The organism is Nocardioides stalactiti, from assembly GCF_014180715.1.
Taxonomy (GTDB): Bacteria; Actinomycetota; Actinomycetes; order Propionibacteriales; family Nocardioidaceae; genus Nocardioides; species Nocardioides stalactiti.
Map to the genome: position 1 here is coordinate 65,561 of NZ_JACEFC010000002.1, position 17,232 is coordinate 82,792.

The 17,232-nt window shown below is 70.0% G+C and carries 14 protein-coding genes and 1 pseudogene; all 15 read left to right on the top strand.

All coding sequences use genetic code 11. The features are described 5' to 3' along the window. The first annotated feature begins 15 nt into the window (after positions 1–15). On the top strand, positions 16–744 hold the full coding sequence (locus tag H0487_RS00900) for an MBL fold metallo-hydrolase (protein WP_183092333.1): 729 nt from the start codon (positions 16–18) through the stop codon (positions 742–744). A gap of 12 nt (positions 745–756) precedes the next feature. Then, positions 757–2,121 (top strand): histidine--tRNA ligase, encoded by a 1,365-nt coding sequence (gene hisS / locus H0487_RS00905; RefSeq protein WP_183092334.1) that lies wholly within the window; start codon positions 757–759, stop codon positions 2,119–2,121. Further along, positions 2,118–3,890 (top strand): aspartate--tRNA ligase, encoded by a 1,773-nt coding sequence (aspS, locus tag H0487_RS00910; RefSeq protein ID WP_183092335.1) that lies wholly within the window; start codon positions 2,118–2,120, stop codon positions 3,888–3,890. The genes hisS and aspS overlap by 4 nt, the downstream gene beginning before the upstream one ends. 175 nt (positions 3,891–4,065) lie before the next feature. After that, on the top strand, positions 4,066–5,073 hold the full coding sequence (locus H0487_RS00915; RefSeq protein WP_246382834.1) for an ABC transporter permease: 1,008 nt from the start codon (positions 4,066–4,068) through the stop codon (positions 5,071–5,073). A 58-nt stretch (positions 5,074–5,131) separates the two neighbouring features. Next, positions 5,132–6,928 carry an ABC transporter substrate-binding protein gene (locus H0487_RS00920; protein WP_183092336.1) on the top strand — a complete coding sequence of 599 codons (1,797 nt, stop codon included), beginning with the start codon at positions 5,132–5,134 and terminating at the stop codon, positions 6,926–6,928. Between the two features lie 101 nt (positions 6,929–7,029). After that, positions 7,030–8,031 (top strand): ABC transporter permease, encoded by a 1,002-nt coding sequence (locus H0487_RS00925; protein WP_183092337.1) that lies wholly within the window; start codon positions 7,030–7,032, stop codon positions 8,029–8,031. After that, positions 8,028–9,101 carry an ABC transporter ATP-binding protein gene (locus H0487_RS00930; protein WP_183092338.1) on the top strand — a complete coding sequence of 358 codons (1,074 nt, stop codon included), beginning with the start codon at positions 8,028–8,030 and terminating at the stop codon, positions 9,099–9,101. Before H0487_RS00925 ends, H0487_RS00930 begins: the two co-directional genes overlap by 4 nt. A gap of 167 nt (positions 9,102–9,268) precedes the next feature. Then, positions 9,269–10,372, top strand: coding sequence for an ABC transporter ATP-binding protein (locus H0487_RS00935; RefSeq protein WP_183092354.1), 1,104 nt, complete (start codon positions 9,269–9,271; stop codon positions 10,370–10,372). A 17-nt stretch (positions 10,373–10,389) separates the two neighbouring features. Continuing rightward, on the top strand, positions 10,390–11,775 hold the full coding sequence (locus H0487_RS00940; protein ID WP_376766659.1) for a replication-associated recombination protein A: 1,386 nt from the start codon (positions 10,390–10,392) through the stop codon (positions 11,773–11,775). A gap of 11 nt (positions 11,776–11,786) precedes the next feature. Further along, entirely contained in the window at positions 11,787–12,353 is a 567-nt protein-coding gene (locus H0487_RS00945) for a hypothetical protein (RefSeq protein WP_183092339.1), read from the top strand. Between the two features lie 10 nt (positions 12,354–12,363). Next, positions 12,364–12,630, top strand: coding sequence for a DUF6167 family protein (locus tag H0487_RS00950; RefSeq protein WP_183092340.1), 267 nt, complete (start codon positions 12,364–12,366; stop codon positions 12,628–12,630). Then, positions 12,630–15,335, top strand: a complete 2,706-nt coding sequence (gene alaS / locus H0487_RS00955; RefSeq protein ID WP_246382835.1) for an alanine--tRNA ligase — start codon at positions 12,630–12,632, stop codon at positions 15,333–15,335. The genes H0487_RS00950 and alaS overlap by 1 nt, the downstream gene beginning before the upstream one ends. A 3-nt stretch (positions 15,336–15,338) precedes the next feature. Next, complete coding sequence (gene ruvX, locus H0487_RS00960) at positions 15,339–15,839, top strand: Holliday junction resolvase RuvX (protein ID WP_183092341.1); 501 nt, start codon at positions 15,339–15,341, stop codon at positions 15,837–15,839. Next, positions 15,832–16,974 carry an endolytic transglycosylase MltG gene (mltG, locus tag H0487_RS00965; RefSeq protein ID WP_183092342.1) on the top strand — a complete coding sequence of 381 codons (1,143 nt, stop codon included), beginning with the start codon at positions 15,832–15,834 and terminating at the stop codon, positions 16,972–16,974. The genes ruvX and mltG overlap by 8 nt, the downstream gene beginning before the upstream one ends. A gap of 16 nt (positions 16,975–16,990) precedes the next feature. Beyond that, positions 16,991–17,232, top strand: a pseudogene (locus H0487_RS00970) (shikimate dehydrogenase); the annotation flags it as partial.

The window sequence follows — 17,232 nt, forward strand, 5'->3', positions numbered from 1 at the left end:
CGATAGGGTGGGTCGGTGCTGATCGCTGGCTTCCCCGCAGGACCGTGGGGCACCAACTGCTACGTCGCGGCCACCGCCGCGGGCGCTGAGTGCGTCGTCATCGACCCCGGCAAGGACGCTGCGCCGGGCGTGGCCGAGGTCATCCGGGAGCACCGGTTGAAGCCGGTCGCCGTCCTGCTGACCCACGGCCACATCGACCACATGTGGAGCGTGACCCCGGTCGCCGGGACGTACGACGCCACCGCGTGGATCCACCCCGAGGACCGGCACCTGCTGTCCGACCCGCTGGCCGGGATCTCGCGCGAGTCCGCCGCGATGATGCTCGGGATGCCGGAGGGCAAATTCGAGTTCGCCGAGCCCGACGACGTCCGCGAGCTGGCCGACGGCGTCGACCTGGAGCTCGCCGGCCTGCGGTTCGTCGTCGACCACACGCCCGGCCACACGCCGGGTTCGGTCACGTTCCGCACGCCGTACGACCACGCCGACGTCAGCGAGGTCATGTTCTCCGGCGACCTCCTGTTCGAGGGCTCGATCGGGCGGACCGACCTGCCGGGTGGCGACCACCCGGCAATGCTGCGCAGCCTGGCCAGCAAGGTGCTGACCCTGCCCGACGACATCGTGGTGCTCCCCGGGCACGGCGGCCAGACGTCGATCGGACGTGAGCGCGCGATCAACCCCTTCCTGCGCGAGCTCCAGGACCCCGTCGATGGCGGCACCGCAGGACGAGTCACCCGAGGTCTGTGAGTTGAGCCAGAGTTGAGCAAGCCCGCACCGCTGAGCGGTTTCCCCGAGTTCCTGCCTGCGCAGCGGGTGGTCGAACAGCACGTCGTCGCGACGTTGGCGGCGACCTTCGAGCTCCACGGCTTCGCCAACGTGGAGACCCGCGCCGTCGAGCCGATGGACCAGCTGCTGCGCAAGGGCGACACCTCCAAGGAGGTCTACGTCCTCAAGCGGCTGCACGACGAGACCGGGGACGCGGGCATGGGCCTGCACTTCGACCTGACCGTCCCGTTCGCCCGCTACGTGCTGGAGAACGCCGGCAAGCTCGAGTTCCCGTTCCGCCGCTACCAGATCCAGAAGGTGTGGCGCGGCGAGCGGCCGCAGGAGGGCCGGTTCCGGGAGTTCCTCCAGGCCGACATCGACATCGTCGGTCGCGACGTGCTGCCGTTCCACCACGACGTCGAGGTCACCCGGGTGATGCTCGACGCGCTGCGCCGACTGACGTTCCTGCCGGGCTTCCGGCTCCAGGTCAACAACCGCAAGCTGATCCAGGGCTTCTACCTCGGGCTCGGCGCGAGCGACGTCGACGAGGTCATGCGCCTGGTCGACAAGCTCGACAAGCTGCCGGCCGAACAGGTGGCGAAGCTGTTGGTGGCCGACGCCGGTCTGAGCGAGGAGCAGGCCGCGCAGTGCCTGGCGCTCGCCACGATCCGCACCTCCGACGACTCCTTCGTCGAGCGGGTGCGTGCGCTCGGCGTCGAGCACCCGCTCCTCGACGAGGGCCTCGACGAGCTCGCCCGGTTGGTGCGCGGTACGACGGCGCTGGCGACCGACAAGGTCCGGATCGAGGCCGACCTGTCGATCGCCCGTGGCCTCGACTACTACACCGGCACCGTCTTCGAGACCCGGCTCGACGGCTACGAGTCGCTGGGCTCGATCTGCTCCGGGGGTCGGTACGACGCCCTCGCGAGCGACGGCCGTACGACGTACCCGGGCGTCGGCATCTCCCTCGGCGTGAGCCGGGTGCTGGTCCCGCTGGTCCAGCGTGGCGTCGTGACCGGGGACCGATCGGTGCCGAGCGCCGTCCTGGTGGCCCTGAGCGACGAGGAGTCCCGCGACCAGGCGGACGCGGTCGCCACTGCGCTCCGCGAGCGTGGCATCGCCTGCGAGGTCGCTCCGTCGGCGGCCAAGTTCGGCAAGCAGATCCGTCACGCCGACCGGCGTGGCATCCCCTACGTGTGGTTCTCGACCACCGACCCGGATGCACCGGGCGGCGTCACCACGCACGAGGTCAAGGACATCCGCAGCGGAAACCAGGTGCCGGCCGACCCGGCGACCTGGGAGCCTCCTGCAGAGGACCTGCGACCCGCCATCACCACCATCAAGGAGACAGACCAGTGATCCGCACCCACGACGCCGGCGCCCTGCGCGCCGACCACGTCGGCCAGACCGTGACCCTCGCCGGCTGGGTGGCCAACCGGCGTGATCACGGCGGGGTGGCGTTCATCGACCTCCGCGAGGCGAGCGGTGTCGTCCAGGTCGTCATCCGTGACGAGGCCGTCGCCCACGCGCTGCGCGCCGAGTACTGCCTCAAGGTCACCGGTGAGGTCACCGCCCGCAAGGAGGGCAACGAGAACCCGAACCTCCCCACGGGCGCGATCGAGATCGTCGCCACCGACGTGGAGGTGCTCTCGGCGGCCGCGCCGCTGCCGTTCCCCATCAGCGACCACGTCGAGGTGGGGGAGGAGGCGCGCCTGCGCCACCGCTACCTCGACCTGCGTCGCAGCGGCCCCGGCGGCGCCCTGCGCCTGCGGAGCAAGGTCAACCGCGCTGCCCGCGAGGTGTTGGACAACCACGGCTTCGTCGAGATCGAGACCCCGACGCTGACCCGCAGCACGCCGGAGGGTGCGCGCGACTTCCTGGTGCCCGCCCGGCTCCAGCCCGGCAGCTGGTACGCCCTGCCGCAGAGCCCGCAGCTGTTCAAGCAGCTGCTGATGGTTGCCGGCATGGAGCGCTACTACCAGATCGCACGTTGCTACCGGGACGAGGACTTCCGCGCCGACCGGCAGCCGGAGTTCACCCAGCTCGACGTCGAGATGAGCTTCGTCGAGCAGGACGACGTGCTCGCCCTGTCCGAGGAGATCCTGGCCGCCCTGTGGTCGCTCGTCGGCTACGACCTGCCGCGCCCGATCCCGCGGATGACCTTCGCTGACGCGATGGCCCGGTTCGGCTCGGACAAGCCGGACCTGCGGATGGGTCAGGAGCTCGTCGAGTGCACGGCGTACTTCAAGGACACCCCGTTCCGCGTCTTCCAGGCCGAGTACGTCGGCGCCGTGGTGATGCCGGGCGGCGCGAGCCAGCCGCGCAAGCAGCTCGACGCCTGGCAGGAGTGGGCCAAGCAGCGGGGTGCCCGCGGTCTGGCCTACGTGCTGGTCCAGGAGGACGGTGAGCTCGGCGGCCCGGTCGCCAAGAACCTGTCCGACGAGGAGAAGGCGGGCCTGGCCGCGCACGTCGGCGCACAGCCCGGCGACTGCGTGTTCTTCGCTGCCGGCGCCACCAAGTCGAGCCGGGCGCTCCTCGGCGCCGCGCGTCTGGAGATCGGCCGCCGCGGCGGTCTCATCGACGAGAGCGCGTGGAGCTTCGTCTGGGTCGTCGACGCGCCGCTCCTCGAGCCGGCTTCCGACGCGACCGCTGCGGGTGACGTCGCCGTCGGCCAGGGGGAGTGGACGGCGGTGCACCACGCCTTCACCAGCCCGCAGGAGCCCGAGACGTTCGACCAGGACCCGGGCAACGCGCTGGCGTGGGCCTACGACATCGTCTGCAACGGCAACGAGATCGGTGGCGGCTCGATCCGTATCCACCGCGAGGACATCCAGAAGCGCGTGTTCGCGCTGATGGGCATCGGTGAGGCCGAGGCGGAGGAGAAGTTCGGCTTCCTCCTCGAGGCGTTCAAGTACGGCGCCCCGCCGCACGGCGGCATCGCGTTCGGCTGGGACCGGATCACGGCGCTCCTCGCGGGCACCGACTCGATCCGCGAGGTCATCGCGTTCCCCAAGTCCGGTGGCGGGTTCGACCCGCTGACGGCAGCGCCTGCGCCGATCAGCCCGGAGCAGCGCAAGGAGGCCGGGGTCGACGCGGTTCCTGCGGAGGATGTCGCGCCGGAGGCCTGACATCGACGGAAGGCCTCCCCTCGGAGGGGCCTTCCGCCGGACGCGGTGACCGTGACCACATCGTTACCGCTCGGTGATCCCCAACGCAGTCACGCTCGCCTAGAGTCACGGACGGCGCCTGCATCGGGCAGCGTGCTGCCGGGCCTGTCCGGCGACTGGCTGCGAAGGGGATCGGATGGCACTGCCGGCGACCGAGCTCGTAGGTCACGACGAGCAGAGCGCTCCGCCCTCGGAGGGTGAGCGACGTGCCATCGCCGGGCGGTCACCGCTCCGGATCGCGTTCGACCGGCTCCGCAAGGACCCGATCGCGGTCGTCTGCTTCATCGTCGTCCTCTTCTTCGTCCTGATCGCGATCTTCGCCGACCAGTGGTGCGACCTGCTCGGCGTCTCCACCGAGACCGTGCGCGCGAGCGACTTCATCGACTTCAGCAACCAGCTGCCGAAGAAGGGTCCGCCCAACCACGGCTTCGACCCCGAGCACCCGTTCGGCGTCGCCCCGGGCACCGGCACCGACAACCTCGCGGTCTGGATCAAGGGCTGCCAGACCTCGATGTTCCTGGCGACCATGGCAGCGGTGCTCTCGACGATCATCGGGGTGACGCTCGGTCTCATCGCCGGTTTCCTCGGCGGCATCGTCGACTCGATCATCTCCTTCGCCACCGACCTGTTCCTCACCTTCCCGTTCCTCGTCGGCGCGCTGGCGATCGCCCCGATCCTCAACGAGCGGTTCGCGACCGATCCGGAGAAGCTGCGCACGGTGAGCTTCTGGGCCCTCATCGCGATCCTCACGTTCTTCGGCTGGATGGGCGTGGCCCGCCTGGTGCGCGGTGAGGTGATCTCGCTGCGCGAGCGCGAGTTCGTCAAGGCTGCCCGGGTGATCGGGGCTCCGACGCGGCGGATCCTGGTCAAGGAGATGCTGCCCAACCTGATCGCGCCGATCGTCATCTCCTTCTCCCTCGGCCTGCCGGCCTACGTCGCCGCCGAGGCCGGTCTGTCCTACCTCGGTATCGGCGTCTTCCAGCGCGAGTCGTGGGGTCGGACGATCGCCGCAGCCACCAACTGGTGGGAGCTCTACCCGCAGTACCTCCTCGCGCCGGTGATCGGCATCGCGATCCTCGTGGTCGCCCTCAACCTGCTCGGCGATGCGATTCGGGACGCGTTCGACCCGAAGACCCGCCGTTAGCACCCTTCGTCGGCGGCCTGACCGTGCCGCCAACGCAACAGAAAGAAAGGCTGGACACATGAAACGCACCAAGGCGTTCGCCGCCGGCATCAGCGCCACCGCGCTGGCGCTGACCCTCGCCGCTTGTGGAGGAGGAGGCGACGACGACACCTCGTCCAACTCCGCCAACAACGACGACCTCAGCAAGGGCGCGACGACCTCGGGGGGCAAGAACCCCGACGCCGTGGGTCCGGCCCCCGAGCTCGAGGGCCAGCAGGAGGGCGGCGAGCTCACCGTCCTCGCCCCGGACCCGGACGACGGCCCCGCGCTGCTCGACCCGGCCGCCCTGTGGTCGGTGACCGACAACGGCATCGCGCAGGACCTCCTGTTCCGCTCGCTCACCACGTTCCGCCAGGGCGAGGACGGCAGCTACGAGCTCGTCCCCGACCTCGCGACCGACCTCGGTACGCCCAACGAGGACTTCACCGAGTGGCGATTCACGCTCAAGGACGGCATCAAGTGGGAGACCGGCGACCCGGTCACCGCTGAGGAGGTCGCCTTCGGCATCAAGCGTTCCTTCGACGGCGACGCGTTCGCCACCGGCCCCGGTACGTCGTACTCCAAGCCGTACTTCGAGGGCGGCGAGGACTACAACGGTCCGTACGCCTCCGGCGACGACTTCCCGGGTGTCACGGTCGAGGGCAACGACATCGTGATGAAGTTCAGCACCCCGTTCCCGGAGATGGACTACTACTCCATCTTCCCGGCGATCGGCCCGGTCCCGCTCGACGCCAAGGCTGCCGACTACGGTCTCAACCCGCTGTCGACCGGCCCCTACAAGGTCGAGCGCTTCGTCCCGAACCAGGAGCTCGTCCTGGTCCCCAACGACCAGTGGGACCCGGCCACGGACCCTGCTCGTCGCCAGCTCGTGGACAAGTACACCTTCAAGTTCGACTTCAACCCGCAGATCGCGGGCGAGACGGTCCTCAGCGACGCGGGTGCGACCACGGTCGTCACGGCCCTGCAGTCGACCGACTACAACAAGGCCCAGCAGGACGGCCTGACCGACCAGATCCTGGTCGGCCCGCAGCCCTGCACCGGCTTCGTGATGCCGAACTTCGACAAGATCCCCGAGGTCGAGGTCCGGCGCGCGCTGGCCTACGCCTACGACTACGAGAACATCTGGTCGGCCGCTGGTGAGGTCGTCGGTGTCACGCTCGCCAACGGCGTGACCGACCCCGACCTCGGCTTCGGCCTCCTGCCCCCGGGCATGGCCGGTCGTACGCCGTTCCAGGGCTTCGACGGCGAGGGCATCTCCTTCGACCCCGACAAGTCCAAGGAGTTGCTGGCCGAGGCCGGCTTCGAGCCGGGCGAGTACGAGGTCTCCTTCGTCTACGACGCGTCGACCCCCGAGGGCGAGGCGGCCGCGGAGCAGCGGCAGCGTGGCTACGAGGAGGGTGGCTTCGCGGTGAAGAAGTACCCCTACACCGCGGGCAGCCTCTACGACGTGTGGACCGACCCGGAGAACGCGCTGTACAAGAAGATCAACCTTCTCGGTACGGCGTGGTGCCAGGACTGGCCGTCGGCCTCGACGTTCATGCCGGTCATCATCGGCACGGGCTCTGCCTACAACACCGGTAACTTCTCGGTGCCGGAGGTCGACGCCGAGATCGAGCGGATCAAGCTCCTCCCGGTCGACGAGCAGGCGGACGCGTGGGGTGCCCTGGAGCAGTCGGCGATGACGGACTACCAGCCCGTCATCAACACCGGCTACTACCAGAACATCTTCGGCTTCGGCACGTCGATCCAGGGGCTCGCCAACGACACTTCCGTCGGTGGCGCGCCGGACTACCGCACCATCTTCATCAGCGAGTGACCTCGCTGACGCGGTAGCCGCAACATCCACGTGCTGGGTGGGGCCTCAGGCCCCACCCAGCACGGTGGCCGCAACTCTTCTTGTCCCGGAGGGACCTCTCGATGTTCTCTTTCCTCGTCAAGCGGGTCCTCGCCGGCTCGCTGATCGTGGTGATGGTCTCGATCCTCGTCTACGCGCTCTTCTGGTACGGGCCCAAGAGCCCGGCGCTGGAGCTGTGCCGCCGGGACACCAACAACAGATGCACAGACGCGAAGCTCGTGGACTACGAGCAGAAGCTCGGCTATGACAACCCCATCTACTCCGAGTACGGCAAGTGGGCCAAGGGCCTGGTCTCGGAGCGGAAGATCGAGTTCGGGACCACCGAGTACGTCTGCGCAGCACCCTGCCTCGGCCTCTCCTACCGAGACCGCAGCCAGGTCACCGAACAGCTCAAGGACCGGTTCCCGGTCACCCTGAGCCTCGCGCTCGGCGCCTCGACCCTCTATCTCCTCATCGGGGTGTCGACGGGCGTGCTCGCGGCGAGACGCAGAGGCACGCTCGCTGACAAGGTGCTGGTCGCCTCGACCCTCGTCTTCAGCTCGCTGCCCTACTACCTCGTCGCGCTCCTGAGCTTCCTGCTCCTGACCCTCTCGACCTCGGCGTTCCCCGAGGTGCAGTACGTCTCCTTCTTCGACAACCCAGCATCGTGGTTCTCCGGACTGTTGCTGGTGTGGCTGGTGATGGGCCTCTACGGCGCCACCGCCTATACCCGCTACTCCCGCGGCGCGATGGTCGAGGCGTTGAGCGAGGACTACGTCCGAACAGCCAAGGCCAAGGGGCTGAGATCGAGGACCGTCGTGTTCAAGCACGGGCTGAGGTCCGCGTTGGTGCCCGTGGTCACGATCTTCGGCCTCGACGTCGCCTTCCTGCTCTCCGGCACGGTGTTCACCGAGGCGATCTTCGACCTCGAGGGCATCGGCAAGTGGGGTGTCGAGGCCACCTACATCAAGGACCTTCCCGTCGTGCAGGCGACCTCGCTCATCCTCGCGGTGTCGGTCGTCGTCATGAACGTGATCGTCGACATCGTCTACAGCGTGCTCGACCCGAGAGTGAGGCTTTCGTGACGTCGGTCGAGGGCAACGAGCCCTACCTCAAGGTGACGGACCTGACGGTCCGCTTCCCGACGGCCGACGGCCTCGTCCAGGCGGTGACCGACCTGTCCTACGGCGTCGACCTCGGCAAGACCCTGGGCATCGTCGGTGAGTCCGGGTCCGGCAAGTCGGTGTCGAGCATGGCCGTGCTAGGCCTGCACGACCGCCGTTCGGCCCAGATCGACGGGTCGATCGTGGTCGGCGGCACCGAGGTGGTCGGCCTGTCCGAGGACAAGATGCGGTCGCTGCGGGGCAACTCGGTCGCGATGATCTTCCAGGACGCGCTGGCCGCGCTCCACCCGTTCTACAAGATCGGCAAGCAGCTCTCCGAGGCCTACCTCGTCCACCACAAGGGTGCGACGAAGCGGGAGGCCCGAGCGCGCGCCATCGAGATGCTCGACCGGGTCGGCATCCCGCAGCCGGACCGTCGGGTCGACAACTACCCGCACCAGTTCTCCGGCGGCATGCGTCAGCGCGCGATGATCGCGATGGGCCTGATCAACAACCCGTCGCTCCTCATCGCCGACGAGCCGACCACCGCGCTCGACGTGACGGTGCAGGCCCAGATCCTCGACCTGCTCCAGGACCTGCAGCGGGAGTTCAACTCCGCGGTCATCATCATCACCCACGACCTCGGCGTCGTGGCGGAGATGGCTGACGACGTCCTCGTCATGTACGGCGGCCGGGCGGTCGAGTACGGCCCGTGCAAGGACATCCTGACGCACCCGGAGATGCCCTACACCTGGGGCCTGCTCTCGAGCGTGCCCGACGTCAGCGCCGACACCAACGCCCGGATGATCCCGATCCCGGGCAACCCGCCCAGCCTGTTGGCACCGCCGACGGGCTGTGCCTTCCACCCCCGCTGCGTGCACGCGTCGAAGGTGCAGGGCGACCTCTGCCGGACGACCCTGCCCGAGCTGCTGCCCGGTGTCCGCGGCGAGAACCATCTCAAGCGCTGCCACCTGGCCAACCCCGACGCGATCTACGAGGCCGAGGTCCTCCCTGAGATCGCGCCCGAGATCATGGAGGGAGGGCTCCGTTGACCACCGACGCTGAGCTGCCCGGACCCGAGGCCGAGGCCCCGACGGGCGCTGCGCCCTTTCAGCAGTACGACGAGCCCGTCGCGTTCCAGGACCTGGTCGGGCAGACCCACGCCGCCGCGGAGCTCAACCCGGACGCCGAGGCGGTGCTGAGCGTCGACAACCTGCGGATGTACTTCCCGATCAAGACGGCGCTGATGCGCCGGACGGTCGGGCACGTCCAGGCCGTCGACGGGGTGTCGTTCGAGGTGCCCAAGGGCGGGTCCCTCGGCCTGGTCGGGGAGTCGGGCTGTGGCAAGTCGACGACCGGTCAGCTGATCACCCGGCTCTACAAGCCGACCGGCGGCTCGATGCTGTTCGAAGGTGCCGACCTCGCCACGATGAGCGAAGGCACCCTCAAGCCGTTGCGCCGGGAGATCCAGATGATCTTCCAGGATCCCTACAGCTCGCTGAACCCGCGCCACACCGTCGGTGCGATCGTCGGAGCACCCCTGCGGATCCACAACGTGGTGCCGAAGAACAAGGTGCTCTCCCGGGTCCAGGAGCTGCTCGAGGTCGTCGGTCTGAACCCCGAGCACTACAACCGCTATCCCAACGAGTTCTCCGGCGGTCAGCGCCAGCGCATCGGCATCGCCCGCGCACTCGCCCTCCAGCCGAAGCTGATGGTGGCCGACGAGCCGGTCTCGGCCCTCGACGTGTCGATCCAGGCCCAGGTGATCAACCTCCTGCAGGACCTGCAGAAGGAGTTCGGGATCGCGTTCCTCTTCATCGCGCACGACCTCGCGGTCGTGCGGCACTTCTGTCCCGAGGTGGCGGTGATGTATCTCGGCAAGATCGTCGAGATCGGCGACCGGGCGAGCATCTACAGCAACGCACACCACCCCTACACGCAGGCGTTGCTGTCGGCGGTGCCGGACATCAAGCAGGCGGCGACGGGCGGTCGGCGCGAGCGGATCCGCCTCACCGGCGACGTCCCCAGCCCGATCGACCCGCCCTCGGGGTGCCGGTTCCGGACCCGGTGCCCGATCGCGCAGGAGATCTGCACCCGGCACGAGCCGCCGCTGCTCCAGATCGGCAAGCGGCACAAGGTCGCCTGCCACTTCCCGGGCCGGCTCGGTGCTCACCCTCGTGAGCCGATCACCGCGCGTCTGCTCGGGGTCGACACCACGGGTGCTCCGGACCCGGGCGCCAGCCCGGCCACGGACCTGCGCCAGCAGCCCGGCTACGCCGACACCTGGTTCGACCTGGACGCGAAGTCGATCGGCAGAGCCTGAACGACGACAATGGCGGCGTGTCCGACGACGCGCTGTTCGATGCTCCCGACGCCGGCCGGTCCGGCGTTGGTGCCGGCACGGCCGGTGGGTCGTTGTCGGACGCCGTGCACGCGGCTGCGCCGCTGGCGGTCCGGATGCGTCCTCGGACGCTCGACGAGCTCGTCGGACAGCCGCAGCTCCGCGCACCCGGGTCCCCGCTCCGCCAGCTGATCGAGGGCGACCGGGCGATGTCGCTGCTGCTCTGGGGGCCGCCCGGCACCGGCAAGACCACGATCGCGTCGATCCTCAGCCGGCACACAGGGCGTCGCTTCGTCGAGGTCTCCGCCGTCTCGGCCGGGGTGAAGGAGGTCCGAGCGGCGATCGACGCCGCGCGCGCCACCCTGGTCGGGTCCGGCCGCGAGACGGTGCTGTTCGTCGACGAGGTGCACCGGTTCAGCAAGGCCCAGCAGGACGCGCTCCTGCCCGGCGTCGAGAACCGCTGGGTCACCCTGGTGGCCGCGACCACCGAGAACCCGTCGTTCAGCGTCATCTCCCCGCTGCTCTCGCGCAGCCTGCTGCTCCGGCTCGAGTCGTTGACCGACGACGACGTCCGGGCGCTCCTCGAACGGGCCGCGACCGACGAGCGCGGGCTCGCGGACGGGTACGACGTGGACGCCGCGGCGCTCGACCACGTCGTCCGGCTGGCCGGCGGCGATGCCCGCCGGGCGCTGACCTACCTCGAGGCCGCTGCCGGGGCGGCCTCGCTCCAGGCGGGGGCCGGCGCCCGGCCGACGATCGACGTGGGCACCGCGGAGACGGCGGCGGACCAGGCCGCGGTGCGCTACGACCGCGACGGCGACCAGCACTACGACGTGATCAGCGCGTTCATCAAGTCGGTGCGCGGTTCCGACGCCGACGCGGCGCTGCACTACCTGGCGCGGATGCTGGAGGCGGGGGAGGACCCGCGATTCATCGCCCGTCGGCTGATGATCCTCGCGAGCGAGGACATCGGGCTGGCGGACCCGATGGCGCTCCCGACCGCCGTCGCCGCGGCCCAGACGGTCCAGCTCATCGGGATGCCGGAGGCCCAGCTGACCCTCGCGCACGCCACCATCGCGCTGGCGGTGGCACCGAAGTCCAACGCGGTGACGACCGCGATCGGGGCGGCCGTCGCCGACGTCCGGGCCGGGAAGATCGGGCAGGTCCCTCCGCACCTGCGGGATGCGCACTACGCCGGGGCGAAGAAGCTCGGCCACGGCACGTCGTACGTCTATGCCCACGACGAGCCGTTCGGTGTGGCCGAGCAGCAGTACCTCCCGGACGTCGTCCTGGACGCGGCGTACTACCAGCCGACCGAGCTCGGCGCCGAGGCCGGAGTGAAGCAGCGGTGGGAGCGAGTTCGGCGGATCATCCGAGGCCGATAGTCTTGGGTCCCATGACGAGTGCGCTGGTGGTCCCCGGGTGGTTGGCCTTCCTGACCGTCCTCGTCGTCATCGGCCTGGCCGTCGCGGTCGCGCGGCTCTCGAGCGAGCTGCGGCGCACCCGCGAGCAGGGCGAGGAGGTCCTCTCCAACGCGGCCGCCGACGTCGACGCCCTCCGCGAGGAGCTCGACGCGCTCCAGGCCCAGCTCCTGGAGGAGGCCCAGCAGCTGGAGGAGGCGCGCCGCACGCTGCGGCTCTCCGACCTCACGATCGTCGACGACAAGGACTACGTCATCACCCAGCTGGGGCAGCGCAAGGCAGCCGGAGGGCCGTTGGCCCTGGTGCCGACCGTCCCCGGCCCGGTCTTCGTCGACATCCTGCTGCGGGAGAGCCTGGTCCGCACCGCCTCGTTGGCGGCCGGCCTGCGCCGAGCGATGGCCCCGGAGGTCCGCAACCGGATCCGCTTCGAGATGAAGCGTGAGGTCAAGCGTTCCCGCAAGCAGCGCAAGGTCGACACCAAGCAGGCTGTGCGCGAGTGGGAGGCACGCCAGCGAGCGGCGCTCCCGGAAGTGACGCGATGAGGCAACACCCGTGAGGCGGGGCCTCTGGTTCGTCGCCGGAGCCGCCGCCGGCGTCTACGGCGTCGTCAAGGCCCAGCGGGTCGCCGAGGCGTTCACCCCCGACGGGATGAAGGACCGCGCCAGCGCCGCGTCGCTGGGCGCCCGGATGTTCCGGGACGAGTTCCACCAAGGCATGGTCGACTCCGAGAACCACCTGCGGCAGCGTTATGAGGTCGCCGCCGCACGCCACCGGGCACTAGCGTCCGGTGGCGGACCCACCGAGAGAGGCAACGACTGATGGACAGCGGCTTGAGCACCGCGGAGATCCGCACGCGGTTCCTGGCGCACTTCGAGGCGGCCGGGCACACCCCTGTCCCGTCGGCGTCGCTGCTCCTCGACGACCCGAACCTGCTGTTCGTCAACGCGGGCATGGTCCCGTTCAAGCCCTACTTCCTCGGCCAGGAGACCCCGCCGTACGAGCGGGCGACGAGCGTCCAGAAGTGCATCCGCACGCCTGACATCGAGGACGTCGGCAAGACCACCCGGCACGGCACGTTCTTCGAGATGTGCGGCAACTTCTCGTTCGGCGACTACTTCAAGGCCGGCGCGATCGAGCTGGCGTGGGACCTGGTGACCAAGTCCGTCGCCGACGGCGGGTTCGGCCTCGAGGAGGGCCGGCTGTGGCCGTCGATCCTGCACGGGGACGACGAGGCGCTCGAGCACTGGATGCAGGTCACCGGCTTGCCCGCGGAGCGGATCGTCAAGCTCGGCAAGCGCGAGAACTACTGGTCGATGGGCGTCCCCGGCCCCGGTGGACCGTGCTCGGAGATCCTCTACGACCGCGGCCCGTCGTACGGCCCGGACGGCGAGTTCGCCACCACCGAGCGGCTCGCGATGCCGACCGAGCTCGAGGACCGCTACCTCGAGATCTGGAACCTGGTCTTCATGCAGGACGAGCTCTCCGCCGTCCGCAGCAAGGAGGACTTCGACATCGCGGGGTCCCTGCCGAAGAAGAACATCGACACCGGCATGGGTCTCGAGCGCGTCGCCTTCCTGCTCCAGGGCAAGGAGAACATGTACGAGATCGACGTCATGTTCCCCGTGATCGAGAAGGCCGAGCAGCTCACCGGCAAGAAGTACGGCGCGAACCCGGCCGACGACGTCCGGTTCCGGGTCATCGCCGACCACATCCGCTCCTCGATGATGCTCATCAACGACGGCGTCACGCCGGGCAACGAAGGCCGCGGCTACGTGCTGCGCCGGCTCGCCCGGCGCGTGGTCCGATCGGTCCGGCTGCTCGGCTACGAGGACCCCTGCCTCCCCGAGCTGCTCCCCGTCAGCCGCGACAAGATGGGGGAGACCTACACCGACCTGCTCACCAACTGGGAGCGGATCTCGACGGTCGCCTACGCCGAGGAGGACGCGTTCCGCGCGACCCTCAAGTCGGGCACCAGCATCTTCGACCTCGCCGCGGGTGAGGTGAAGACCTCCGGTGGGACCGTGTTCTCCGGTGACAAGGCGTTCCAGCTCCACGACACCTATGGCTTCCCGATCGACCTCACCCTCGAGATGGCCGCCGAGAAGGGGCTCCAGGTCGACGAGGAAGGCTTCCGCCGCCTCATGACCGAGCAGCGGGAGCGGGCCAAGGCCGACGCGAAGGCCAAGAAGGGCTCGCACCGCAACACCGACTCCTACCGGGCGATCGCCGACGGTCTCGGCCGGTCGGTCGAGTTCACCGGCTATGACACGGTCGTCGACGAGGGCACCGTGCGCGGCATCGTCGTCGACGGCGCGGTCGTCGGCTCCGCCCAGCAGGGCGACGAGGTCGAGCTGGTCCTCGACCGCACGCCGTTCTATGCCGAGGGCGGCGGCCAGCTCTCCGACCAGGGCGTCATCGAGCTGGCGAACGGCGCTGTCCTCGAGGTCCGTGACGTCCAGTCGCCGATCTCCGGCCTGGTCGTCCACAAGGTGAAGGTGCTCGCGGGCGAGGTCGCGGCCGGCGTCGCCGGCCAGGCCAAGGTCGACACCGAGCGTCGGCTGGCGATCTCGCGGTCGCACACCGCCACCCACATGGTCCACAAGGCGTTCCGCGAGGCGCTCGGCGAGACCGCGACGCAGGCGGGTTCGGAGAACTCCCCGGGGCGCTTCCGGTTCGACTTCTCGGCCACGGGTGCGGTGCCCGCGTCGGTGATGGCCGACGTCGAGGCGCGCGTCAACGCGGTCGTCCTCGACGACCTCGCCGTGCAGGCCGAGGTGATGACCCAGAAGGAGGCCGTCGCGTCCGGCGCGATGGCCCTCTTCGGCGAGAAGTACGGCGACCAGGTGCGGGTCGTCTCCGTGGGCGACTGGGCGCGGGAGCTCTGCGGCGGCACGCACGCCCAGAGCTCGGGCCGCCTCGGCGTCATCAAGCTCCTCGGCGAGGCGTCGATCGGCTCCGGGGTGCGTCGGGTCGAGGCGCTCGTCGGCACCGACGCCTACCAGTTCCTCGCGCGCGAGCACCTGCTCGTCGCGCAGCTCGCCGAGACCCTGAAGGCGCGGCCGGAGGACCTGCCGGAGCGCGTCAACGACCTGGTCGAGAAGCTGCGGGTCGCGGAGAAGGAGATCGAGAAGGTCCGGATGGGCCAGCTCCTCGCCGGGGGTGCTGCCCTCGCCGCGGGTGCCGTGGAGGTCAACGGCGTCAACGTCGTCGCCCACCACGTCGACGGGGCCGGCGGCGGCGACGTCCGTACGCTCGCCCTCGACGTCCGCGGGCGGCTGCCCGGCGACGCCCCGGGTGTCGCGGTCGTCATCGGCGTGGCTAACGGCAAGGTCTCGGTCGTCGCAGCGGTCAACGACGCCGGCCGGGCGCGCGGCGTGTCTGCCAACGAGCTCGTCCGCGCGGTCGCGCCGTTCGTCGACGGCCGCGGCGGCGGCAAGGACGACGTGGCCCAGGGCGGCGGGACCGACGCGACGCGGATCTCCGAGGCGCTCGCCGCGGTGACCGCTGCGGTCGCCGGGTCCTAGACCGTGCGGCGGGGTGTGCGCCTCGGCGTCGACCCGGGCGACGCCCGGATCGGCGTCGCGCGCAGCGACCCGTCCGGGATCCTGGCGACGCCCGTGGAGACGGTACGACGGGGCAAGGGCGACCTGCGCCGGTTGAAGCAGCTGGTCGTGGCCGAGGAGGCTGTCGAGGTCGTCGTGGGCCTGCCGCGCTCGATGTCGGGCACCGAGGGCCCGGCGGCGGTGAAGACCCGGCTGTTCGCCCGCCTGTTGGCCGAGCGCGTCGCGCCGGTCCCGGTGCGGCTGGTCGACGAGCGCCTCACGACCGTGACGGCGGAGGCTATGCTCCGCGATCAGCGCAAGGGACAGCATCGGCGCGCCGTGGTCGACCAGGTCGCGGCCGTCGTGATCCTGCAGCACGCGCTCGACACCGAGCGGGGGACGGGCACCCCGCCGGGCGAGGTGGTCGCGCTGGTAGAAACCGGGGACGCCCCCCAGGGCAACGACGTCGAGGAGACGCATGAGTGACGAGTACGTCCTGACCGAGGACGCGACGCGCGGCCAGCGACGGCGCAAGCGCCGCTTCTCGGGCTGCCTGCCGATGCTCGTGTTCGTGGTGATCGCCGGCGTGCTCATCGCTGCGGCGGCCAACTACGTGGTGCGGCCGTGGTTCGAGGACCTCTTCGGCGAGGCCGAGGACTACCCGGGCCCGGGCAAGGGCCAGGTCATGTTCGTCGTCGACCCCGGGCAGACGATCAAGTCGATGGGCGACGAGCTCGAGGAGCTCGGCGTCGTGGCGTCCTCCGAGGCGTTCGTCGACGCCGCGTCGTCCAACGACGGCGCGACCGGGATCCAGGCGGGCAGCTACGTGCTCAAGAAGGAGATGAAGGCCTCCGACGTCGTCGACGTCCTGGTCGACCCCGGCAACCTCGCCCAGGACACGGTGACGATCCCCGAGGGCCTGCGGGTGGCGGACGTGGTGGACCGGATCGCCGAGGCGACCGACTTCAAGAAGAAGGCGATCCGTGCCGCGCTCGCGGACACGGCGATGCTCGGTCTGCCGGACTACGCCCGGGGCAACCCGGAGGGCTACCTCTTCCCCGCCACCTACGTCGTGACGCCGCAGGACACGGCTGCGACCCTCGTCAAGGGCATGGTCGAGCGCTGGGAGCAGGCCGCTGCCGACCTCGACCTCGAGGCCGCCGCCGAGGAGATCGGCTACACCCCCCACGAGGTGATGACGGTCGCGGCGCTGGTCGAGGCGGAGGGACGCGGGTCCGACATGCCCAAGATCGCCCGGGTGGTCTACAACCGCGTCGAGAACCCCGGCACCGCCGGTCAGGCCGGCTTCCTGCAGATCGACGCCACCGTCGACTTCGCGCTGGGCCGCCCGTTGACCGTCGGCCTCACCCAGGAGGAGCGGGAGACCGCGCCCGGCCCCTACAACACCTTCACCAACAAGGGCCTGCCGCCCGGCCCGATCGGCAACCCGGGCGAGGACGCGATCCGCGCGGCGCTCAACCCCAAGAACGGTGACTGGTACTACTACGTGACGGTCAACCTGCGGACCGGCAAGACGAAGTTCGCGGAGTCCTACGAGGAGTTCCTGCAGTACCAGGCCGAGCTCCGGGAGTACTGCGACACCCAGTCCCGCGCCTGCTGAGGGCGGCGATCTCCTCATGGTGAAGTGCGCGGTGCTCGGCGATCCGATCGCCCACTCGCTGTCGCCCGTCCTGCACACGACCGGCTACGCGGCGGTCGGGCTCGACTGGGACTACGAGGCGGTCCGGGTGACCGCCGGCGACCTGTCGGGCTTCGTGCGCGGACTCGGGGCCGAGTGGCGCGGCCTGTCGGTCACCGCGCCCCTCAAGCGCGAGGCACTGGTGCTCGCCGACGTCGTGAGCCCCCGGGCCCGCCTCGT

What these genes read in the sequence shown, in the direction of transcription:
- H0487_RS00915 (WP_246382834.1), top strand. Translation starts at nt 4,066, where the DNA reads ATGGCACTGCCGGCGACCGAGCTCGTAGGTCACGACGAGCAGAGCGCT.
- H0487_RS00935 (WP_183092354.1), top strand. Translation starts at nt 9,269, where the DNA reads ATGTACTTCCCGATCAAGACGGCGCTGATGCGCCGGACGGTCGGGCAC.
- H0487_RS00925 (WP_183092337.1), top strand. Translation starts at nt 7,030, where the DNA reads ATGTTCTCTTTCCTCGTCAAGCGGGTCCTCGCCGGCTCGCTGATCGTG.
- H0487_RS00920 (WP_183092336.1), top strand. Translation starts at nt 5,132, where the DNA reads ATGAAACGCACCAAGGCGTTCGCCGCCGGCATCAGCGCCACCGCGCTG.
- alaS (WP_246382835.1), top strand. Translation starts at nt 12,630, where the DNA reads ATGGACAGCGGCTTGAGCACCGCGGAGATCCGCACGCGGTTCCTGGCG.
- H0487_RS00945 (WP_183092339.1), top strand. Translation starts at nt 11,787, where the DNA reads ATGACGAGTGCGCTGGTGGTCCCCGGGTGGTTGGCCTTCCTGACCGTC.
- mltG (WP_183092342.1), top strand. Translation starts at nt 15,832, where the DNA reads ATGAGTGACGAGTACGTCCTGACCGAGGACGCGACGCGCGGCCAGCGA.